Origin of the sequence: Mycobacterium hubeiense, assembly GCF_002838065.1 — a bacterium.
Taxonomy (GTDB): domain Bacteria; phylum Actinomycetota; class Actinomycetes; order Mycobacteriales; family Mycobacteriaceae; genus Mycobacterium; species Mycobacterium hubeiense.
In genome coordinates, this window is sequence record NZ_PIZU01000013.1 from 68,914 (window position 1) to 87,878 (window position 18,965).

The window sequence follows — 18,965 nt, forward strand, 5'->3', positions numbered from 1 at the left end:
CTCGTTGACCGACAAATAGGCACCGCCCGGACGCGACTGTGCGGATTGATACGCCGACACCGGCATGTCGCGTATGAAATCGCACGGTCGAGGTGACCCGAGCCCAATGTCCCTGCGGCGGGGGCGCTGGGCCGAAGTTGTACGACACGGCCACCGAAATGGTTAAATGTTTAGTGCTTAGAGTCTGGCGGAGGAGGTCGCGCAGTGACGGCTGAAACCGTCGCCCGGTTGCTTGACGAGTCCGCCGCGGCGCGACCAGATCGGCCGCTGCTACGCGACTGCGCCGGCGCGACGCTGACCGTCGCCGAGGTGGCCGCGCTGTCGACGGCGGGCACCCGCTGGCTGTGGGACGCAGGCATCCGACCGGGGATGACCGTCGCGTGGCAGCTACCCTCGCTCACCTCGGCGGCGCTGCTGATGCTGGCGCTGGCCCGCAGCGCCGTCACCCAGGCACCGGTGCTGCACCTGTACCGACAGCGCGAGGTCTGCGCGGCACTTGACGTCGCCCAAGCCGACGCTCTAGTGGTCGACGGTTCGACGGCCGCCAACTCCCCACCTGGTACTCGCATCGTCACGCTGCCAGACGATTTCGTTGAACGGCTGCAGGCCTTGCCGGCCGACCCGCATCCCCAACTGTGCCAACCCCATTCGGCCGACGCCACCCGATGGATCTACTTCACCTCCGGCACCACCGGCCGCCCGAAGGGCGTGCGTCACACCGATGCCACCTTGTTGGCTGCGGCCTGCGGGTACGCCCAGTATCTGGGTCTGGGGCAACATCCCGACGAGGTTGGCACCATCGCCTTTCCCATCGCGCACATCGGCGGCATGGTCTATCTGGCCAGTGCGCTGATCGCGGACTTTCCCGTGCTGATGGTGCCCAAGGTCGACGCCGAAACGCTGCCCCAACTGCTTGCCGAGCATGGCGTGACCGTCACCGGCGCAAGCACCGCGTTCTATCAGATGCTGCTATCGGCACAGATCGCGAGCGGGAGCCGCGAGCCGCTCATCCCTTCGCTTCGCATGTTGATCGGCGGCGGGGCGGCGTGTCCGCCCGAACTGCACAAGCAGGTCCGCGAGCAGATGGGCGTCCCCATCGTGCACGCCTACGGCATGACGGAGGCCGCCATGGTATGTGTCAGCCCGGCCACCGACACCGAGGAGCAGCAGAGCAACAGTTCGGGCCGCCCCATTCCGGGGTCCGAGGTCAGGATCAGCGACAGCGGGGAAATCGAGCTGCGCGGCGACAACCTGACGCCGGGCTACGTGGACGCCGAACAATGGAGGCAGGCGCTGACGTCAGACGGCTGGTTCCGCACAGGTGACAGGGGCTATCTGCGGCCCGATGGTCGCATCGTGATCACGGGGCGCACCAAGGATTTGATCATCCGCAAGGGCGAGAACATCGCACCCGACGAGATCGAGAACGAACTGCTCGCGCACCCCCTTGTCGACGAGGTCGCCGTGCTGGGACAACCCGACGAACTGCGCGGCGAGCTGGTGTGCGCAGTCGTGCGCCGCTCGTCGCGCCACCGCGACGTCACCCTCGACGAGCTCTGCGCCTTTCTGGACGAACGGGGGCTGATGAAGCAGAAGTGGCCCGAGCGGCTGGTCCTCGTCGACGAGTTTCCCATGACCGGCCTGGGCAAGATCGCGAAAGCGGAGCTGGCTCAACAAATTTCAGGAGGAAGCCAATGACAGGCTTGTCCCCGGACGAGAGTCGTGAGCTCGCCCAGTCCGTGCGCGCCGCGTGTGAACGGCTCGCACCGGAGGAGCGCGTGCGCGCTGTTGCCTACAACGGCCGCGGGATGGAGGCGGGCTTCGACACCGAACTGTGGAAGGTGCTCTGCAGTCAGGTCGGGGTCGCCGCGATCGCCATGCCGGAAGACCTCGGCGGCGCAGGTTTCGATGCGAACGCCCTCGGCGTCGTCGCCCACGAACTCGGCCGCGCACTGGCACCCGTGCCGTTCGTCGCGTCGGCGGTGTTGGCGACCGGCCTGCTGCTCGAGACGCGCGACGCGGATCCGGACAGCGAGAAACGGCTCTCCGGGCTGCTGGACGGACATCGCACGGCCGCCGCGGCGATCACCGGAGACGGCGGGTTGTGGCAGCGCGATTCGGTGACACTCGTCGCCCGATCGAACAGCGACGACTGGGCCCTCGACGGCACAGTCCGCCATGTACTCAACGGATCTGCGGCCGACGACCTGGTGGTCGCGGCAATGTCCGACAACCAATTGGCGCTGTTCCTGGTGGACCCGGCGGCCGAGACCGTCGTCGTCGAGGCGGAACGTGTGCTCGACGGCACCCGGCCCATGGCATCCATCACCTTCACCGGGGCTCCAGCGCTGAGACTGACGGGTGCGGCACCTGTCGAGGGAATCATCGAGCGCAATGTCGACCTGGCGCTGGCGGTGTTGTCGGCCGAACAGGTAGGGGCCTGCGAACGGGTGCTGGAGATCGCCACCGAGTACGCGCGCACCCGCGAGCAGTTCGGTCGGCCGATCGGCAGCTTTCAAGCGATCAAGCACAAGTGCGCCGACATGCTCCTCGACCTCGAATGGGCGCGTTCGGCATCGCAGGCGGCACTGGAGGCCCTCGACGGCGACGCACCGGGCGAGTCCGCGTGGCGCGCGAGCATGGCCAAGGCGGTGTGCTCGGAAGCATTGCGCAGTGCCGCGCATGCCAACGTCCAGATCCACGGCGGCATCGGTTTCACCTGGGAGGACGCGGCGCACCTCTACTTGCGCCGGGCACGCACCGACGAAGTCTTGTTCGGCCTACCCGCACAGCACTGGGACCGGCATGCCGCGGTTGCCAACATCGTGTGAGCCGAGGAGCGGTCGCGAACTCGCCGAGACTGCGAGGAGATCGCGATTTTGCGCCGAAATGCGATCTGCACGCAGTCTCGGCGCCTCGACGGTAAGCGAGTCAGCCGGCCTGGCCGGACGGCAGGCCCAGAAGCGTCGTCTCCACCCGGCGCCATCGCGCGGCCAACTCCGCGGAATCGCAGTTGAGCGCGTGTTCGAGCAGCGGACCCAACAAAACCGGTGCGAGGTCCACGAGTACCACCATCGCCGCCGTCACTTCCGAGCGTTCGGGTTCGTCGCCACCGAGTCGTTCGCGCCGAAGCGCGACGGCGTCGGTGAACCACTCGGTATTGCCGATCGCCGTGGATTCGAGCAGTACGCGTCGAAGGTATGCGGCCACAACCGGATTCGCCGCCAGGAAGGCGTCGTATCGGGCGGAGTCGACGCCGAGGTTCGCCTCACCGGACGACAGTTCTCCCCCGATGTCGGCGAGTTGTTCGGCCACCCACGACTGGACACCGGCCAGCAGCCCCTGCTTGGTCTTGTAGTGATGCTGAACCAGCCCCGGCGACACCCCGGCGCGTTCGGCCACGGCCTTGAGCGTCGGCCCCCGACGCCCCCGCTCAGCGAACAACTCCATCGCCGCGTAGCGGATTCGCTCCCTGGGCGTGGTGTCCAACCCTTTGCGGGAACTAGGCGATCGATCGCGCGGTGTCATCGGTGTGGGTGCCGTCTTTCCGAAATGCGTCTGTGTCCGACAAAGACATTAGAGGGCGGCTGCGTACGTAGGTCGACAACACCGCCGGAGGTACCGTTGCCTGTTTCGCTGACGATGTGTTTGTATTGTTTAATGATACAGTCGCATCGTAGGCGGGCACGGTGATCAGCAGATCTGCGGCGGGCCGCATCCCCGATGTCATTCCCTTGGACGGCTCCGCCGCGCTGTCGCGGGAAGTCGTCGGCAACAAGGGGTTCGGCGTCAACGCAATGCGGGCGCATGGTCTTCCGGTTCCGCCCGCGTTCTGCGTGAGCACCAATGCGTGCGCACGCTGGTTCGACGATCCGGTCGCCACGATGGAAGCGATCTGGCCGGACGTGCTCGCGGAGATCGGCCGACTCGAGGATGAGACGTCACGCACGTTTGGCGCGGGGCCGCGGCCGCTTCTGGTCAGCGTGCGCAGCGGTGCGGCCCAGTCCATGCCCGGCATGCTCGACACGGTCCTCAACCTCGGCATCAACGACGCCGTCGAAAAGGCGATGGCGCAGGAATTCAGCGAATCGTTCGCGCGCGATACCCATGAGCGGTTCCGCCGGATGTATCGCAGCATCGTGCTTGCCGACGACCACGCAGACGTCCCCGACGATCCACATCGGCAACTGCGGGATGCGATCCAAGCTGTGTTCAAGTCGTGGAACGGCGACCGCGCCGTCACCTACCGGCGTCACCACGGTCTCAACGACATTGCCGGTACTGCCGTGGTGGTCCAGGCCATGGTGTTCGGCAACCGCGACACCAAATCGGGCACGGGTGTGCTGTTCACCCGTGATCCCCGAACGGGCGCAAACACCCCCTTCGGTGAATGGCTCGCCGGCGGGCAAGGCGAAGACGTCGTCTCCGGCACAGTCGACGTCGAACCGATCTCGGCGCTGGCACAACAGCTCCCGTCGGTGTACGACGAGCTGATGCGCGCGGCGCGATCACTGGAAGAGCTGACCCGCGACGTGCAGGACATCGAGTTCACCGTCGAGGACAGCAAGCTCTGGCTGCTGCAGACCCGCAGGGCTAAACGCTCCGCACAGGCCGCGGTTCGCCTCGCCCTCGCCTTCCGACGCGAGGGATTGATCGACGACGTCCAGGCGCTCTCGCGCGTCACCCCAGACGACGTCCGCACGCTGTTGATGCCGGCGCTGCAGCCCGAAACACGTTTAGCGGCGACGCTTTTGGCGTCCGGTCTGGCCGCCTCGCCCGGCGTGGCGACAGGCAGGGCATATACCGACGTCGACGAGGCGATCGATGCCGCTGAGCGTGATGAGGACGTGATCCTGGTCAGGACGGCGACGAGCCCCGATGACGTGGCCGGCATGCTCGCGGCTCGTGGCATCGTGACCGAGACGGGCGGCGCCACCAGCCATGCAGCGGTCGTCAGCCGCGAGCTCGGCCGCCCGTCTGTGGTCGGCTGCGGACGCGGCGTGGCCGAAGCACTCGACGGAAAGCTGATCACCGTCGACGGGAACGAAGGTGAAGTCCGCGAAGGCGTTCTGGAGCTGACCGCGTGGTCAGAGGACGACTCCCCCGATCTGAAGGAACTGACCGAGATCGCTTACCGGCACAGCGCCTTGCGGGCGGGCGCGCCCGGCGACACGCCCTTGGTCACCATGCTGACCGCGATCCAGCGAACACAGGAGGGTGACACGCCGTGACCGAATTGCAAGTCCTCCAAGGGGTTCGCCTGAAGGGCCGGATCGCCGATACCGACGCATTGGCGCAGACGATCGGCGAGGACCCTGCCGCCATGACACGTGTGGTGGATTCGCTGACCGAGTCCGGTCTCCTGCTGGCGGGCAAGTCGCTGCGCCTCACCGAGGCGGGACGTGAGCGGCTGCGCGAGCTGCTGGCCGCCGAACGCGCCGGAATCGACCAGGACGCCCTCGCCTCCGCATACGACGACTTCCGCAGTGTGAACGCCGCTTTCAAGGAACTGGTGTCAGATTGGCAGCTCAAAGACGGATCGCCGAACACCCACGACGATGCAGACTACGACGTCGCGGTGCTCGCGCGCCTGGATCGTGTGCACGAGCAGGTGATGCCCGTAATCACCACGGCCGCAACGCAACTCCCGCGCCTGGCCGCCTACGCAGACAAGCTGCGTGCCGCGCTGGATAAAGTCCATTCAGGGGATACCGCCTGGCTGACCCGCCCGATCATCGACTCGTATCACACCGTCTGGTTCGAACTGCACGAGGAACTGATCGGCGCCGCCGGGCTCACGCGCGAGGACGAGGCGCGGGCCGGCCATGGTTGATCAGCCTTTCGGGGACTGCGCGCGCTCCAGGATCTTGACGGTCCCGGTGCTCCCGTCGATGCGGCAATAGTCGCCCGTGTGCAGCGCACGGGAGCCGTCCTTGGTGTTGACGATGCAGGGAATTCCCAACTCGCCGGCGATGATTGCGGCGTGGTTGAACGTCCCGCCGATGTCGACCACCAGAGCGCTGGACAAGAACATCAACGACGCCCAGCTCGGGTCGGTCATCCGAGTGACCAGGATTTCACCAGGCTCCACCTCGGCGTCCGGATCCGCCGGGTCGAGGATCACCCGCACTCTGCCTTCCACCACGCCAGCGCTCGCTCCGACACCCTGCAACTCGGTGACGCCGTCGGTCGAGACGTGCTCGCGCGGTGTGGGCATGCCCTGCCACGTCTCCGGAAGAGCCATCGCGCGGTACTGCTCATGGCGCTGCCGGCGTCGGGCCACCAGCGCGGTCAGGTCGTCGAACCGTTGCGCCGTGATCTCGTCGACCGTCAGGAAGAACACATCTTCGGGATCGGCGAGCAGGCCACGCTCGGCGAGCAGGACACCGATCCTCCGCGCGCACGCCCGCGCCATGTCCAGTGACTGCAGAAACGCCGCTTTGGCGACGCCACGCATCGGTGTTCCGCGCTCGGCCATCCAAAGCACCAGGTGTGCAACGGGCCGCTGCCAGGTGGGCAGGCTGGCGACGAGCCGGTTCTCCAGGTCTTCGCGTTCGCGGCGCTTGCGCTGCTCGACGATCAGCGGATCGGATTCCTCGGAGACAGCGGCCCATCCGGTGAGCGCGCTGCGCAACGGAGCCGCGTCCTCCCGCCAGACGCGGCCCGACAGCTCTCCCTCGCTCGGGCCGTGGTAGCCGTGCCGGGCTACCACCTCCTCCTCGGCGAGCCGGCCACGCGATGCGGCCCAAAGGTCATGGACCATCGCGGTTTCGGCGTGATCGCCGTAGCCGCTCGTCAGTGCGGTGAGGTCGCCGACGCCGGTGTGCTCGATCAAGGCCGACAGCGCTTCGAACGCGGGCTGTACGACGCACGCCACCGCCTGGCCGTCGAGAATCACGCTGCGCAGGAAGCGCTCTCGCGCCTCGGCCAGCTGTGCGACGACCTCGTCGTAGGTCATCGTGGCCACCGCGCCGATGCGGTTGCGCCACCACCGGTCCGTCTCACGTTGATTGGCGCGCAGCTTTCGGGGCAGGGTCAGGAAGGCGGTCGTGGAGCGGACCGCAATCAGCGGATAGCGCCGACGTCGGCGGTGCGGTCGGTAGTTCGGCGGCACGATGCCGTAGATGCGCTCGGCCAGTCGCGCGCCGGTGGTCCCCGGCAGCGAATCACCCATCCGGGTCAGGAAATCCACGCGTCCGGCGACCCTGCCGAAGAAGATGTTGACAGTCCGCTCCGTCGGGTCGGCGGGCACGCCGCGTTCCTTGCGGGGCAGCACCCCCATCGACACGAAGGGCTCGCGCATGCTGCATTCGGCGGGCGTGCTCCAGATCGACCAACTCAATGGCGTCATGACGCCCGGCATCGCCTCGCCGATGTTCGACGAGCTCCAGAAGGCGTCGGGGGCGCTGACCCCGTGCACGGGATTGTCTTGGTCGGCCAGCAGGTCGCGATGGGCCATCGTCGTCCTTTCCTCAGCCACGTCGATGAGAGCATACGCTGCTACGATGTATTTGTATGGTTTTCGATACATTAGCATTGACACACGCGGTCGATGGTGCGAAAGTCGGGTGGTGATCACCCCAGCCGACGACGCGATGCATGCCCCGGTGTCGGATGACTTCTGGTGGTCGGAGACCTACTACTTCAACTTCGACGCACCCGAATCCGGGCTGTCGTGCATCGTCTACCCCTGGTTGCGGGCAAACCTGGGCATCTCGGCGTGCGGCGTCGCGGTGTGGGAGGGGTTCGCCACATCCCCGTTCGAGATGCGGCTCTACGACTGGCAGCAACAGCTGCCGATGCCCGATGGCGCGCTGCCGAACGTGAGCTTCGCCAACGGTGTCAGCGTCGAATGTCTCGAGCCGCTGATGCGGTACCGCCTGCGCTACACCTCTCCGTCGTCTCTGCGGCAGAAGGTGTCGTTCAACGTCACGTGGGAGGGCATCGCGCCGCCCTATGAGGTGCTCAAGCACGATCTGCGGTTCCTGGGCAAGGGCCACTACGACCAACTCGGGCACGCTCGCGGCTGGCTGCAGATCGACGGGCAACGCCACGTCGTCGACTCGTACGTCGGGCGGGACCGGTCGTGGGGCCCACGCCCGGATCTCGGCGACGGGATGGGATACGCCACGACGACGCTGGGCGTCGCGTCGCCCGAATTCGCGTGGCACCTCATGTGCGCTGGCGCGTCGGAGACCGACTATGCCTGCGTCGGCGGCGTTTTAGTGATCGGCGGACAGGTCCGCCATCTGCAGACGGCCTCACGCGAGGTGGTGCGCAGGCACCCCTCCGGTCGCCCGGAAGTCGTGCGGGTCACCGGGATTGACGAAGAAGGCCGGCGGCTCGAGGTCACCGGTGAAGCGGTCAACGGCGCGCCGTTCCACGCCCGCCCCAACCTGTTCTCGTGGGTCACCGCGATGCACTGGGAGGGCCACGGCGACGACCGCGGCGTCTCGTTCTACGGCCAGGACCAAGACGCCTGGTCGTTCAGCCTATATCGCGACCGAGTCCGCGACGGACAGTTCGCGATGGGCGCAGACCTACCTATCGGCAACGCACCGACACAATAAATGGAGAGCTGACAATGGATTTGGGTATCGCCGGCAAGGTCGCGCTCGTCTCCGGGGCAAGCCGTGGCGTCGGCCGTAAGGCCGCCGAGATGTTCGCGCAGGAAGGTTGCAAGGTCGCCGTCGTCGCGCGGGGCAAGGAGGCTATCGACGAAACCGTGGCCGCCATTCGGGCCAGCGGCGGCGAGGCCATCGGCGTGTCGGCCGACCTGACGCTGGAGGCCGACGTGATTCGCGCCGTGGCCGAGACCACCGAGGCGTTCGGGCCTCCCGACATCGCGGTGTCGAACGTGCACGGTCCCGGCCCGGCCACGTTCGATGACCTGACGGACGAGAACCTCATCGACGCGTTCAAGAGCATGACGATCAGCCTGGTGTACATGGCGCGGGCCTGCCTGCCGCACATGAAGCAGCAGCGGTGGGGTCGCCTGGTCAACGTCGGATCCGGCGCGGCCAAGGAACCACCACCGGGCCTGCGGCACATGCTGGCCAACAGCACCCGCGCGGCGGCGGTCGGGCTGAACAAGTCGATGGCCAACGAACTCGGTAGCTACGGCATCACCGTCAACACCGTCGCGACCGGCTGGATCGGAACCGAGCGCATGCATGAATACGTCAACAAGGTTGCGGCCGAACGTGGTATCACCGCCGAGCAGGTGCTCAGCGGCGTGACCGCCGACATCCCCGCCGGCCGTGTGGGGCGTCCGGAAGAGGAAGCCAGCCTGGTGGTGTACCTGGCCTCCGAGCTTGGCGGGTACATCAACGGCGAGTTCATCAACGTCGACGGCGGCTCGCACCGCAGCGCCTTCTAACCCATGGCGAACCCAGGCATCGACGAAAGCGACCTGACCACCAAGGCGCGTGTGCGCGCCGCAGCGCTGGACCTTGTCGGCGAGCAAGGGCTGGACGCCACCACAATCCGCCAGGTGGCCGCGCACGCCGGCGTATCCGTCGGCGTGGTGCAGCACCACTACAAGACGAAGGCCGAGTTGGCCGACGATGTGCGCACCTGGGTGACGGCCCGGCTCGTCGACGCCGCGAGCGCGGCGACAGGCGGCGCCCGCGTCGACGCCGCCCGACCGGAACTCGTCGCCTTCGACGACCTGATGTCGGGAAACCCGAAGCTGGCGGCCTACATTCGCCGCATCTTGATCGAGGCCACGCCGAATGCCAAGCGATGGTTCTCCGAAGCCGTCGATCAGACCACCGAGCACTTGCGCGAAAAGGCGCCCGCGGACCTGGCCGAGGCGCCGGAGGAACTGCGCACTGTTGCGGCCATGCTGTTGGTCGTGACGTTTGGCCCGGTGATCCTCGGCTCGGCCCTGACCGACCTGCTCGACTGCTCCGTCGAGGATGCCCAATATCGGTGGCGTCAGGTCGAAGACCGGATGCCGATCACCGCCGCACTGCCACGTCCGCGATAAGGAGTGTCAAACACCATGACGACGGCCAACATTGACACCGACACGCTCGTCGCCAAGGACGCGATCCGAGACCTCGTCCTGCAGTTTTGCCACGCCGTCGACCGCGGCGACGTCGCGCTCGCCCGCAGCCTCTACCAGACGGGCGCACTTGACGAACACGGCTTCAACACCACCAACACGGCGCAGGAGTTCCTCGACTCGATCGAGATGATGACGGCCCAACTGGCGGCGATCCAACACAACATCACGAATCATCTGATCCGGGTCACCGGGCCGGAAAGCGCGGAGGGCGAGGCCTACATCATCGCGTATCACCGCTTTGAGAAAGAGGATGGCGCGTATCTCTTGATCACGGGTGGGCGCTATCTCGATCGCTATTCCAAGAGCGAAGGGCAGTGGAAGTTCGCCCACCGCAAGTGCGTCATCGACTGGGCGCAGGACATGACCGTTCCGGCGAAGCTGCGCGACGAATCCATCACCAGGGGCCTCGCTGCGGGAACAATGGGCGCCGACGATCCGTCATACGCGTTCTTCACCGCGTTTCCGCGCGGCCTGCGAACGTGAATCGCTTGCGCCGAGACTGAGCTTATAATCCTGCGCGCCGGGCTCGGCGTGCTTAACGGGTTGATTACTCGCACCAGGTGGCTGTTGCGAAATGCCGGTCGCGGTGCTTGGTCTTGAGTGTCGCTCGCGAAACGATGAGGTATGGCTCGTTCGTATCGTCTGGTGCAGCGTGATCAGGAGTTCCTACTGCCGCCGAATATGACGGACTGGCTGCCTGGTTCGCATCTGGTGTGGTTTGTCCTCGACGTCGTGGATCGCCTTGATACGTCGGAGTTTCACGCCACCCGCCGCACTGGTGGGGTCGGCCGCGCCGGCTATGACCCCGACATGTTGTTGGCGTTGATGATCTATGCCTATGCCTGCGGGGAGCGGTCCTCGCGCCGCATTGAACAGCTGTGCACCGATCATGTGGCCTATCGGGTGGTGTGCGCGCAGGACCCGCCGGATCACAGCACGATCGCCCGGTTCCGCGCCGCCCACGACCGGGCGTTTGTCGAGGTGTTCGCCCAGGTGCTGCGCCTGTGCGCGGAAGCCGGGATGGTGTCGGTAGGGGTGATCTCCATTGACGGCACCAAGATCGCGGCCAACGCGGCCAAATCGGCCAACCGCTCCCAGGACTGGGTGCGCGAGCAGGCCCGCCGTATCGCCGCCGACGCGGTGCGTGAGGCAGCCGACGTTGACGCCGCCGAGGACGCCGCCGAGGACGCCGCCGGCGGTCCCCAGTCACCGCCGCCGCAGTTGGGCACGAAGGCAGGTCGGGCCGCCGCGATCAAGAAAGCTATGGAAGAGATCGCTCGCCAAGACGCCCGCCACGACGAAGCTGACGCCGCTGATGCGGCCCGCCAACAGGACTACCTGCGCCGGACCGAGGCCGGTGAAGTGCCGACCGGTCCGCCGCCGGCGGGCATCGACAAGGTGCGTCTCTATGAGCTCAGGATCACCCGTGACCAGCAGCGGCTGGCTGAGCTGGGCGACGGGGGCGGTAAGCCAATCACCGAGCGGCGCAAAGATTTACGTAGGATCCTCAAGCGCTGGCAGGCTGCGCTGGAGCAGGCACGCGCCGAGCAGGCCGCGGGGTTGGCAGATCGGCGGGGCTCCGCGGCGCGGATACGCGCCTACAAAGATGCCCGCCGCGCCCAGCGTGGCGGCGCGGTGGTGGTCAACCTGACCGACCCCCAGGCCCGGTTGATGACCGAAGGCTCCGGCGGCGGAATCGTGCAGGGCTACAACAGCCAGATCGTGTCCTCTGACGACCACCTCGTGATCGGCGTGCACGTCTCCCAAGACGCCAACGACACCAACTGCTTCACACCCGCGCTGGCCGCGGCCACCACCCAGACCGAGGCGCTGGGTAAGACGATCGGCTTGGCGTTGGCCGATAACGGCTACTTCACCGAAGACAACCTCACCAGCGAGGACCCGCCAAGGCTGATCGCCCCCGGCAAATGCCGCGAGGTCCACCACGGCGCCAAACACAACCCGGCCCACGGGCCGCCACCGCCGGATCTGTCGCCACTGGATGCGATGCGCCACAAGATGCGCCAACCCGAAAACGCCGAGAAATACAAACGCCGATCAGCCACCGTGGAACCCGTCATCGGACACCTCAAAGACCGAATCGGCTTACGCCGCTTCGCCCGCCGAGGCATGCACGCCGTAAACGCCGAACTGCACCTAGCCGCCGCGGTACTCAACCTCACCCGACTCCACCACAGAGCGCTCGCCACGGGGTAAACCCCCGATTGCCCCACAGCTGTCAGCGCTCACCATGCCTAACCGGCCACCACTCACAAATCGCGACACCCACCAGGTGCGTGCGATCAACCCGTTAGGGCCACATGACCGCTGCCAAGGAACGTGAATCGCTAACCGGCCACACCGAAATGGTCCGCGAAGCGCGTCAGGTACTTCTCGGCCGCGGACGCCGAGGTGGCGTCGACATGAGCGAGGATCCAGGTGGCGCCGGCGCGGGTCATGCCCATCACGTAGTCGTCGAGAGCGGCCACGGCAGCGGAGTCGTCGAAGTCGACTGTCGGTGCGGCGACTTGGATTTCGACACCGCCCGGGTCGCGGCCGGCCGCGGCCAGTAGGGTACGGAGCTTGTCGACCGCTCGGGAGAAGTCGTCCACTCCTTCGATGGCCGCGGTACGCACCGATGACGCCACGGTCGCGGGTGCAACCACCACACTCCAGCCGCTGCCGTGTTCGACGACGCGTCGCATCGTCGCCACGCTGTTGCCACCGATCCACAGTGGTGGATGGGGCTTCTGGACGGGTGTGTCGAGATTCATCTCTCCGGTGGCCGCGAAATGCGACCCGCTGACCGGTTGCTCGGGATGGGTCCAGATCCGGCGCAACGCACCAAGCGACTCTTCGAAGAGTTCTGCGCGACTGTCGAAATCGACTCCGAGAGCGGAGAATTCAGAGCGCAGGTAGCCGGCGCCTACCCCGGCAATCAATCGTCCGCCGGAAACGATGTCCAACGAGGTGAGCGTTTTCGCGGCCAGGTAGGGATTGCGGAACGGCAGCACATACAGGTGCGTCATGAGCCTCATCGCGGTGGTGGCAGCAGCGAAGAAGGCCAGTGCCACCGTCGGGTCGAACGTGTCGTGGCCGCCCGAGCGCCGCCACTTCGCCGACGGCGCCGGGTGGTCAGCAAGCGCGATGGCGTCGAAGCCAAGCGCTTCGACGCGACTTGCGAGAGCGCGCATGACGCCGGGGTCGCGGAACTCCCGGCTGGCAGTCGGAACGTCGCTGGGGTACTCGACTGTGAACTTCATGGGTCAGTAGATCGATCCGGTTGCGCCGCCGTCGATGTGGAGGTTCATGCCGTTGAAGAACTCCGCTTTCGGACTTGCAAGTACCGCCACGGCATAGGCGACATCGCTGACTTGGCCGATCCGATGGACGGTCTGGCCAGTCCCTTTCAGCACGTATTCCGCGGCCCGGTCGAGGTCCTCGCCCCAGCCGCGGCGTTGCGCGAAGATCCGCAGGAAGTCGCGCAGCCCATCGGTCATGATCATCCCGGGCATCACGGTGTTCACCGTGACGCCGGTGCCGGCCAACGCTTTTGACAACCCCATCGACATGTTGATCATCGCTGCTTTCGACGGTCCGTAATCCGGTTGGCCCGAGGTCGGAATGATTCCTGCCGCGGATGCGATCTGAATGACGCGGCCCCAGCCGTTCTCCTTCATCGCCGGCACCAGCGCGTGAATGAGATACCCCGCCGACAGCACATTGCGTTGGTAGGTGACCCCCCACTCCGATACGGGAAGTGCGAACCACGACTGCGTACCGGTCTCCGACGTTCCGCCGGCGTTGTTGACCAGAATGTCGATGCCTCCGAAAGCCTCAACCGCGGCGTGGGCCACACCGTCCGCCCCGTCTTCGGTGGCCAGATCGCCCACCGCCGTGGCAGCCTGCCCGCCCTCGCTCCTGATGCGCTCGGCCACCGCCACAGCCCGTTCTGCGTTGCGGCCGTGTACAACCACCGACACTCCTTCGGCAGCGAGAGTGCCGGCAATTCCCGCCCCGATGCCGGAACTGCTTCCGGTCACGAGTGCCCGCTTGCCCTCGAGATCGAAGTTCATGATCGCCGTCCGTCGGAACCGATCACGCGTGACTGCCTTTCTATCTACAGCGGGCCGACGGACCGCGTGCTTGCCGCAGCGGTCGTCGGTGGCTACTCTAACAAAATAACTAAATGTTTTTCTGTTTAGCTCTCTGAGGGAGGCACCAGTGCCGTTGCAGCCATGGATGGACCTGATTTCCGTCGACGACCATCTGATCGAGCACCCGAAGGTGTGGAGCGACCGGCTGCCCAAGAAGTACTTGGAGGCCGGGCCGAAGATCATCGAGTGGGAGCGTCCCGACAACGGCCAGATGTGCCAGGTCTGGGAGTACGAAGGCCGTATCTATCCCTACATCGGCTTGAATGCGGTCGCCGGCAAGCCGCCTGAGGAGTACGGCATCGAGCCGGTGCGCTACGACGACATGATCCCCGGCTGCTACGACCCCAAGGCCCGGGTCGCCGACATGGACATCGACGGGGTCAAGGCGATGACGTGCTTCCCGTCCTTCCCGCGTTTCGCCGGTGCGGTGTTCGCCGAGGGCGAGGACAAGGAACTGGCCAAGCTGTGTTCGCAGGCATGGAACGACTTCCATCTCGACGAGTGGGCGGCCACCGCCCCAGACCGGTTCATCCCGGTAGCGATGCTGCCGTTCTGGGACCTCGACGCCAGTGTCAAGGAGGTCTACCGCGTCGCTGCCAAAGGCGCGAAGGTCGTGACCTTCCCGGACCTGCCGGACAAGCTGGGGCTTCCGTCGGTGCACTCCGATCACTGGGATCCGCTGCTGTCGGCGATGGAGGAGACCGGCCTCGTGCTGGCCCAGCACTTCGGGTCCGGCGGCTTCCCACCACCGATCGCTCCGGACGCCCCGTTCGCGGTGTTCATCACCCTGATGGGCACCATGTCGATGACCGCGATGACCGACTGGCTGTTCTCCAACACCCTCTACCGGCACCCCAACCTCAAGATCGGGTTGTCCGAAGGCGGCATCGGCTGGATTCCCTACATCCTCGAACGCGCCGACAGCGTCTGGCGCAAGCACCGCTTCTACAACAACATCAACCAGGACCACCCGCCGAGCTACCTGTTCAAGAAGCACATCCACGGTTGCTTCATCGAGGACGACTTCGGCGTCGACAACCGCCACGTCATCGGGATCGACAACATCACCTGGGAATGCGACTACCCCCACTCCGACTCGTACTGGCCGAAGAGCCGGGAGCGTGCCGCCGAGACGTTCAAGGACGTACCCGACGACGAGGTGCACAAGATCGTCGAGCTCAACACCCGCAAGTTCTACAACTTCCCGCGGGCGGCATGAGCGAGGGAGAGGACCGTATGGACCGGATCGAACAGCTGCCGGTCTCGGACTGGACTGATCAGGATCTGTTGACCAAGGACGAGGCCCGCGAACGCCTCGTCGACGAAATCGGTCACACCCGGTCCCGCTTGGACGAGTTGACGGCCAAGAGCACCGACGATCCGGAGATCCAGCTGCTGCAACGGCGGCTCAACGCCATGGAGTCGATACGCGACGAGTACACCAACTATCGCGACAGGAAGTGATGTGCCGGTAGCCACCCGACGCACCGAAGACGTTGCCGCGATTCGGTCGCAGATCCGCGCATTCCTCGAAAATGCTCCCAGGCCGTCAGGTCTGCGCGACTACGGGCCGACGCCGACCGCCGCCGACGTGGCGCCCGGCCGGGTCTGGCACAAGTACCTGGCCGAACACGGATACGTCTGCCTGCACTGGCCCGCCGAGTACGGCGGCGCCGACGCGTCGGTCGCGTTCCAGGCGATCTTCGCCGAGGAGTGCGCGCGCGCCGGCGTTCCACGTCAGCTCGCCATCACCGCGATCGACCTCGCCGGGCCGGTGCTGATCAAGTTCGGCACCGACGAGCAGAAGTCGCGCTACCTGGAACGAATCCGGGTCGGCGACGACATCTGGACACAGCTGTTCTCCGAGCCCGGCGCCGGCTCCGACCTCGCGAGCGTGCGCACCAAGGCGGAAAAGACGGCGACGGGCTGGCGGATCAGCGGGCAGAAGGTCTGGAGTTCGGCGGCGAACTCCGCCGACTACGGACTGCTGCTCGCCCGCACGGACGCCGACAGGCACCGCGGACTGTCGATGTTTGTCATCCCGATGGCCTCCCCCGGCGTGAGTGTGCGGCCGCTGACGCAGATGGACGGCGAAAGCAAGTTCAACGAGGTGTTCCTCGACGGCGTCGAGGTGGGTGACGACGCGCTGATCGGCGAGGTCGGCCAGGGCTGGGCGATCGCGATCATGACGCTCGGCCGAGAGCGGCTGACACTGGGGTCGCAGGCGGTGGCGATGTTCCGGTTGCACGAGCGGATGGTCGAGGCGGCCCGGGAGCACGATCTGCTCGACCCGGTATTGGCGCGTTCGATGACCAAGCTGTGGACGCGGATGTGGCTGCTGCGCTACACGTGGCAGCGCGCCATCGACGCGGGCGACACCTCGTCGGCGGCGTTCTCCGTGCTCAAGCTGATGACCTCGGAGACCGACCGCGACCTGGGCGATATGGCGACCGAAGTGCTCGGCACCGATGCCTGCGCCGATCCTGCGGACAACGAGCTCGTGCACCACATGCTGGTCGGCCGCGCCCAGACGATCCTCGGCGGCACCAGCGAGATTCAGCGCAACATCCTCGGTGAGCGCGTGCTCGGTCTCCCCAAAGAGCCTCGTTGACAACGTCTTTCATCCAGTCTGGGCTCGCCGCTGCGCTGCGAGATCAGCTGCGCCCAGGCGGCACCGTCGCGATCGGCGACGGCGTCGGCGCGTTGCGTTGTCTCGATGACGGCACACCGGTGTCGGCGGTCATCTCCGCGGCCGCCCGCGACATCGGTTCGGTGCGGCTGATCTTGGGCTGGGTACCCACGCCGCTCGACGGCCTCGACCCCAACGCGTTCGCCGAGATTGTCGCGTTGATGCCAGGTTGGGGTCTGCGCAGCGCATTGGCCTGCCCGACAGCACGTTTCGTGCCCACCCGGCTGAGCGCAATACCCCCGTTGCTGACCGGAGTCCTGCGTCCCGACGTGCTGGTTACCCGCGTCGTCGAGCGGGACGGGAGGTTGCTGTTCAGCACCGAGGTGTCCTGGCAACGAGGACTTGCGGACGCCGGCGTGCCGGTGCTCGCAGTCCTCGACGGCGCCGCGCCCTGCGCCGACGCGGGTCCACCGCTGGATCCCGCGGTGGTCCACGTGTCCGGACGAAACGACGAAGGGCCGGCCCAAATCCCCCCGAAGGACCCGCAACCCGTCCACAACGCACTTGCGGACGCGGTGCTGCGCTTCGTGCCCGAGGGCGCCCGGCTGCAGTACGGGCCCGGGCAACTCGGAACTGCATTGCTGCGACGCACGCGGGTGCCGCTGCGCATCGACACCGGCATGCTCACCGACGCGGTAGTCGACCTGGACAAGCGCGGAATGCTGATCGACACGCCGTCGGCCACTTATCTTTTCGGCACCCACGAGTTGTGGGATTGGGCGGACGGCAAGCCCATTCTGCGGGGCGTCGACTACACCCACGACCTCACCCGGCTGTCCCGCGGTGAGCCCTTTGTCGCTGTCAACACCGCCATCGAGATCGACCCGTACGGCCAGGTCAACGTCGAAGGCCGCGGCGCGAAAGTGGTCGGGGGTATCGGCGGGCATCCCGACTACTGCGCGGCGGCCCGGATGAGCCGTGGCGGTCTGTCGATCATCGCCGTCCCGACGGCAGTCAACGGGCGTTCACCGTTGGTTGACACGCTCAGCCGGCCCGCTTCCACCCCCGCCCATGACATCGACCTGATCGTCACCGAGTCGGGACATGCCGACCTACGTGGCGCTGACTGGGAGCAGCGCAGGCGACTCATCAGCGCATTGTTCGAATAGAGGAGCACCGTGAATAGACCCGAGACTGGACCACTTTCCGGACGCGTCGTCTTGGTCACCGGCGGCGGGCGAGGCATCGGGCGCGGACACTGCCTGGCGCTGTCCGCTCAGGGCGCCTCGGTCATCGTCAACGACCCGGGTGTGAGTCGCGACGGCACGGCCGGTGACGGGGCAGGGCCCGCCGCCGACGTCGTCGCCGAGATCGAGGCCGCGGGCGGTAAGGCCGTGGCCCACACCGGTTCCGTCGCATCCTGGGACGACGTCGCCGACATGATCAACACCGCCATCGAGACATTCGGCACTCTTACCGGTGTGGTGAACAATGCAGGCATCGTGCGCGACGCGATGGTGGCCAATGCCACAGAGGCGGACTGGGACGCGGTGATCGCCGTGCATCTCAAGGGCACATTCGCAGTGACGAGACATGCTTGCCAGTACTGGCGCGCACAGGCCAAGGCGGGCAACCAGATCGACGCGCGCATCGTGAATACGGTGTCGGGCGCGGGACTGTGGGGCAATGTCGGCCAGAGCGCCTACGGTGCGGCCAAGGCCGCCATCGCCAACCTCACCGTCGTCACCGCAATGGAGATGCGTCGTTACGGGGTTGCGGTGAACGCGATCTCGCCGCTGGCCGTGACCCGTATCAGTGAGGACTTCTTTAGCGGCGAGAAGGCCGATGACCCTGCGCTGGACCCCGCCCGCAGTTCGGACGTGGTGGCGTGGCTACAGTCGCCGGAGTCGTCGTGGCTGACCGGACAGATCCTGCGCGTCAACGGGCACACGCTGAGCCGCATCGAGGGCTTCTCGGAGGCGCCGGCCCGGTATCACGCCAAAGACGGTGCGTCGCTGCAGTTCTCCGAAATCGGCCAAGCGGTCAGCTGGCTGTACAGCACGTCACCGCGCGGCCTGGCGGGCCCACTGCCGACTGCCTAGAACCG

18 protein-coding genes are annotated in these 18,965 nt (G+C 66.4%); 14 read left to right on the forward strand and 4 right to left on the reverse strand.

Features of this window, described 5'->3' with window-relative positions:
* The first annotated feature begins 204 nt into the window (after positions 1 to 204).
* Both CWS39_RS12410 and CWS39_RS12415 read left to right on the forward strand, forming a co-directional pair.
* On the forward strand, positions 205 to 1,698 hold the full coding sequence (locus CWS39_RS12410; RefSeq protein WP_102143217.1) for a class I adenylate-forming enzyme family protein: 1,494 nt from the start codon (positions 205 to 207) through the stop codon (positions 1,696 to 1,698).
* Complete coding sequence (locus tag CWS39_RS12415) at positions 1,695 to 2,831, forward strand: acyl-CoA dehydrogenase family protein (protein ID WP_102143218.1); 1,137 nt, start codon at positions 1,695 to 1,697, stop codon at positions 2,829 to 2,831. The genes CWS39_RS12410 and CWS39_RS12415 overlap by 4 nt, the downstream gene beginning before the upstream one ends.
* Positions 2,832 to 2,931: 100 nt before the next feature.
* Here the strand turns inward: CWS39_RS12415 and CWS39_RS12420 are convergent, their stop codons facing one another.
* Complete coding sequence (locus tag CWS39_RS12420; RefSeq protein WP_233213477.1) at positions 2,932 to 3,450, reverse strand: TetR/AcrR family transcriptional regulator; 519 nt, start codon at positions 3,448 to 3,450, stop codon at positions 2,932 to 2,934.
* A 239-nt stretch (positions 3,451 to 3,689) separates the two neighbouring features.
* Between CWS39_RS12420 and CWS39_RS12425 the strand changes: the two genes are divergently transcribed.
* Positions 3,690 to 5,231, forward strand: a complete 1,542-nt coding sequence (locus CWS39_RS12425; RefSeq protein WP_233213478.1) for a pyruvate, phosphate dikinase — start codon at positions 3,690 to 3,692, stop codon at positions 5,229 to 5,231.
* Positions 5,228 to 5,833 carry a MarR family transcriptional regulator gene (locus CWS39_RS12430; RefSeq protein ID WP_102143220.1) on the forward strand — a complete coding sequence of 202 codons (606 nt, stop codon included), beginning with the start codon at positions 5,228 to 5,230 and terminating at the stop codon, positions 5,831 to 5,833. The genes CWS39_RS12425 and CWS39_RS12430 overlap by 4 nt, the downstream gene beginning before the upstream one ends.
* Here the strand turns inward: CWS39_RS12430 and CWS39_RS12435 are convergent, their stop codons facing one another.
* Positions 5,834 to 7,480 (reverse strand): PEP-utilizing enzyme, encoded by a 1,647-nt coding sequence (locus tag CWS39_RS12435; protein ID WP_158240337.1) that lies wholly within the window; start codon positions 7,478 to 7,480, stop codon positions 5,834 to 5,836.
* A 91-nt stretch (positions 7,481 to 7,571) separates the two neighbouring features.
* Between CWS39_RS12435 and CWS39_RS12440 the strand changes: the two genes are divergently transcribed.
* The 5 genes from CWS39_RS12440 (at position 7,572) to CWS39_RS12460 (ending at position 12,289) form a co-directional block, all read left to right on the forward strand.
* Entirely contained in the window at positions 7,572 to 8,570 is a 999-nt protein-coding gene (locus tag CWS39_RS12440) for a DUF7064 domain-containing protein (RefSeq protein WP_142386838.1), read from the forward strand.
* A 14-nt stretch (positions 8,571 to 8,584) separates the two neighbouring features.
* Positions 8,585 to 9,379 carry an SDR family oxidoreductase gene (locus CWS39_RS12445; RefSeq protein WP_102143223.1) on the forward strand — a complete coding sequence of 265 codons (795 nt, stop codon included), beginning with the start codon at positions 8,585 to 8,587 and terminating at the stop codon, positions 9,377 to 9,379.
* A gap of 3 nt (positions 9,380 to 9,382) precedes the next feature.
* Positions 9,383 to 9,991 (forward strand): TetR/AcrR family transcriptional regulator, encoded by a 609-nt coding sequence (locus CWS39_RS12450; protein WP_102143224.1) that lies wholly within the window; start codon positions 9,383 to 9,385, stop codon positions 9,989 to 9,991.
* 15 nt (positions 9,992 to 10,006) lie between these two features.
* Positions 10,007 to 10,555, forward strand: a complete 549-nt coding sequence (locus tag CWS39_RS12455) for a nuclear transport factor 2 family protein (protein WP_142386839.1) — start codon at positions 10,007 to 10,009, stop codon at positions 10,553 to 10,555.
* Between the two features lie 141 nt (positions 10,556 to 10,696).
* Positions 10,697 to 12,289, forward strand: a complete 1,593-nt coding sequence (locus CWS39_RS12460; protein WP_233213479.1) for a transposase — start codon at positions 10,697 to 10,699, stop codon at positions 12,287 to 12,289.
* A gap of 131 nt (positions 12,290 to 12,420) precedes the next feature.
* Here CWS39_RS12460 and CWS39_RS12465 read toward each other — a convergent pair whose 3' ends face one another.
* Positions 12,421 to 13,335 (reverse strand): TIGR03619 family F420-dependent LLM class oxidoreductase, encoded by a 915-nt coding sequence (locus CWS39_RS12465; protein WP_102143227.1) that lies wholly within the window; start codon positions 13,333 to 13,335, stop codon positions 12,421 to 12,423.
* A 3-nt stretch (positions 13,336 to 13,338) separates the two neighbouring features.
* Entirely contained in the window at positions 13,339 to 14,148 is an 810-nt protein-coding gene (locus tag CWS39_RS12470; RefSeq protein WP_102143228.1) for an SDR family NAD(P)-dependent oxidoreductase, read from the reverse strand.
* Positions 14,149 to 14,296: 148 nt separating this feature from the next.
* On the opposite strand from CWS39_RS12470, the gene CWS39_RS12475 reads away from it, so the two are divergent.
* From CWS39_RS12475 to CWS39_RS12495, 5 genes are read left to right on the forward strand one after another with little or no spacing between them, the layout of a single operon-like run.
* Positions 14,297 to 15,448 (forward strand): amidohydrolase family protein, encoded by a 1,152-nt coding sequence (locus CWS39_RS12475; protein WP_102143229.1) that lies wholly within the window; start codon positions 14,297 to 14,299, stop codon positions 15,446 to 15,448.
* Positions 15,449 to 15,465: 17 nt separating this feature from the next.
* On the forward strand, positions 15,466 to 15,693 hold the full coding sequence (locus tag CWS39_RS12480) for a hypothetical protein (protein WP_233213480.1): 228 nt from the start codon (positions 15,466 to 15,468) through the stop codon (positions 15,691 to 15,693).
* Between the two features lies 1 nt (position 15,694).
* On the forward strand, positions 15,695 to 16,840 hold the full coding sequence (locus tag CWS39_RS12485) for an acyl-CoA dehydrogenase family protein (RefSeq protein ID WP_102143231.1): 1,146 nt from the start codon (positions 15,695 to 15,697) through the stop codon (positions 16,838 to 16,840).
* Complete coding sequence (locus CWS39_RS12490; RefSeq protein WP_102143232.1) at positions 16,837 to 18,027, forward strand: acetyl-CoA hydrolase/transferase C-terminal domain-containing protein; 1,191 nt, start codon at positions 16,837 to 16,839, stop codon at positions 18,025 to 18,027. The genes CWS39_RS12485 and CWS39_RS12490 overlap by 4 nt, the downstream gene beginning before the upstream one ends.
* 9 nt (positions 18,028 to 18,036) lie before the next feature.
* Positions 18,037 to 18,960, forward strand: a complete 924-nt coding sequence (locus tag CWS39_RS12495) for an SDR family NAD(P)-dependent oxidoreductase (RefSeq protein WP_102143233.1) — start codon at positions 18,037 to 18,039, stop codon at positions 18,958 to 18,960.
* Positions 18,961 to 18,965 lie beyond the last annotated feature (5 nt).

Excerpts from the sequence above, each read along its gene's own strand:
- CWS39_RS12415 (WP_102143218.1), top strand. The coding sequence starts at position 1,695 with ATGACAGGCTTGTCCCCGGACGAGAGTCGTGAGCTCGCCCAGTCCGTG.
- CWS39_RS12420 (WP_233213477.1), bottom strand. The coding sequence starts at position 3,450 with ATGGAGTTGTTCGCTGAGCGGGGGCGTCGGGGGCCGACGCTCAAGGCC.
- CWS39_RS12445 (WP_102143223.1), top strand. The coding sequence starts at position 8,585 with ATGGATTTGGGTATCGCCGGCAAGGTCGCGCTCGTCTCCGGGGCAAGC.
- CWS39_RS12450 (WP_102143224.1), top strand. The coding sequence starts at position 9,383 with ATGGCGAACCCAGGCATCGACGAAAGCGACCTGACCACCAAGGCGCGT.
- CWS39_RS12455 (WP_142386839.1), top strand. The coding sequence starts at position 10,007 with ATGACGACGGCCAACATTGACACCGACACGCTCGTCGCCAAGGACGCG.
- CWS39_RS12460 (WP_233213479.1), top strand. The coding sequence starts at position 10,697 with ATGGCTCGTTCGTATCGTCTGGTGCAGCGTGATCAGGAGTTCCTACTG.
- CWS39_RS12465 (WP_102143227.1), bottom strand. The coding sequence starts at position 13,335 with ATGAAGTTCACAGTCGAGTACCCCAGCGACGTTCCGACTGCCAGCCGG.
- CWS39_RS12470 (WP_102143228.1), bottom strand. The coding sequence starts at position 14,148 with ATGAACTTCGATCTCGAGGGCAAGCGGGCACTCGTGACCGGAAGCAGT.
- CWS39_RS12480 (WP_233213480.1), top strand. The coding sequence starts at position 15,466 with ATGGACCGGATCGAACAGCTGCCGGTCTCGGACTGGACTGATCAGGAT.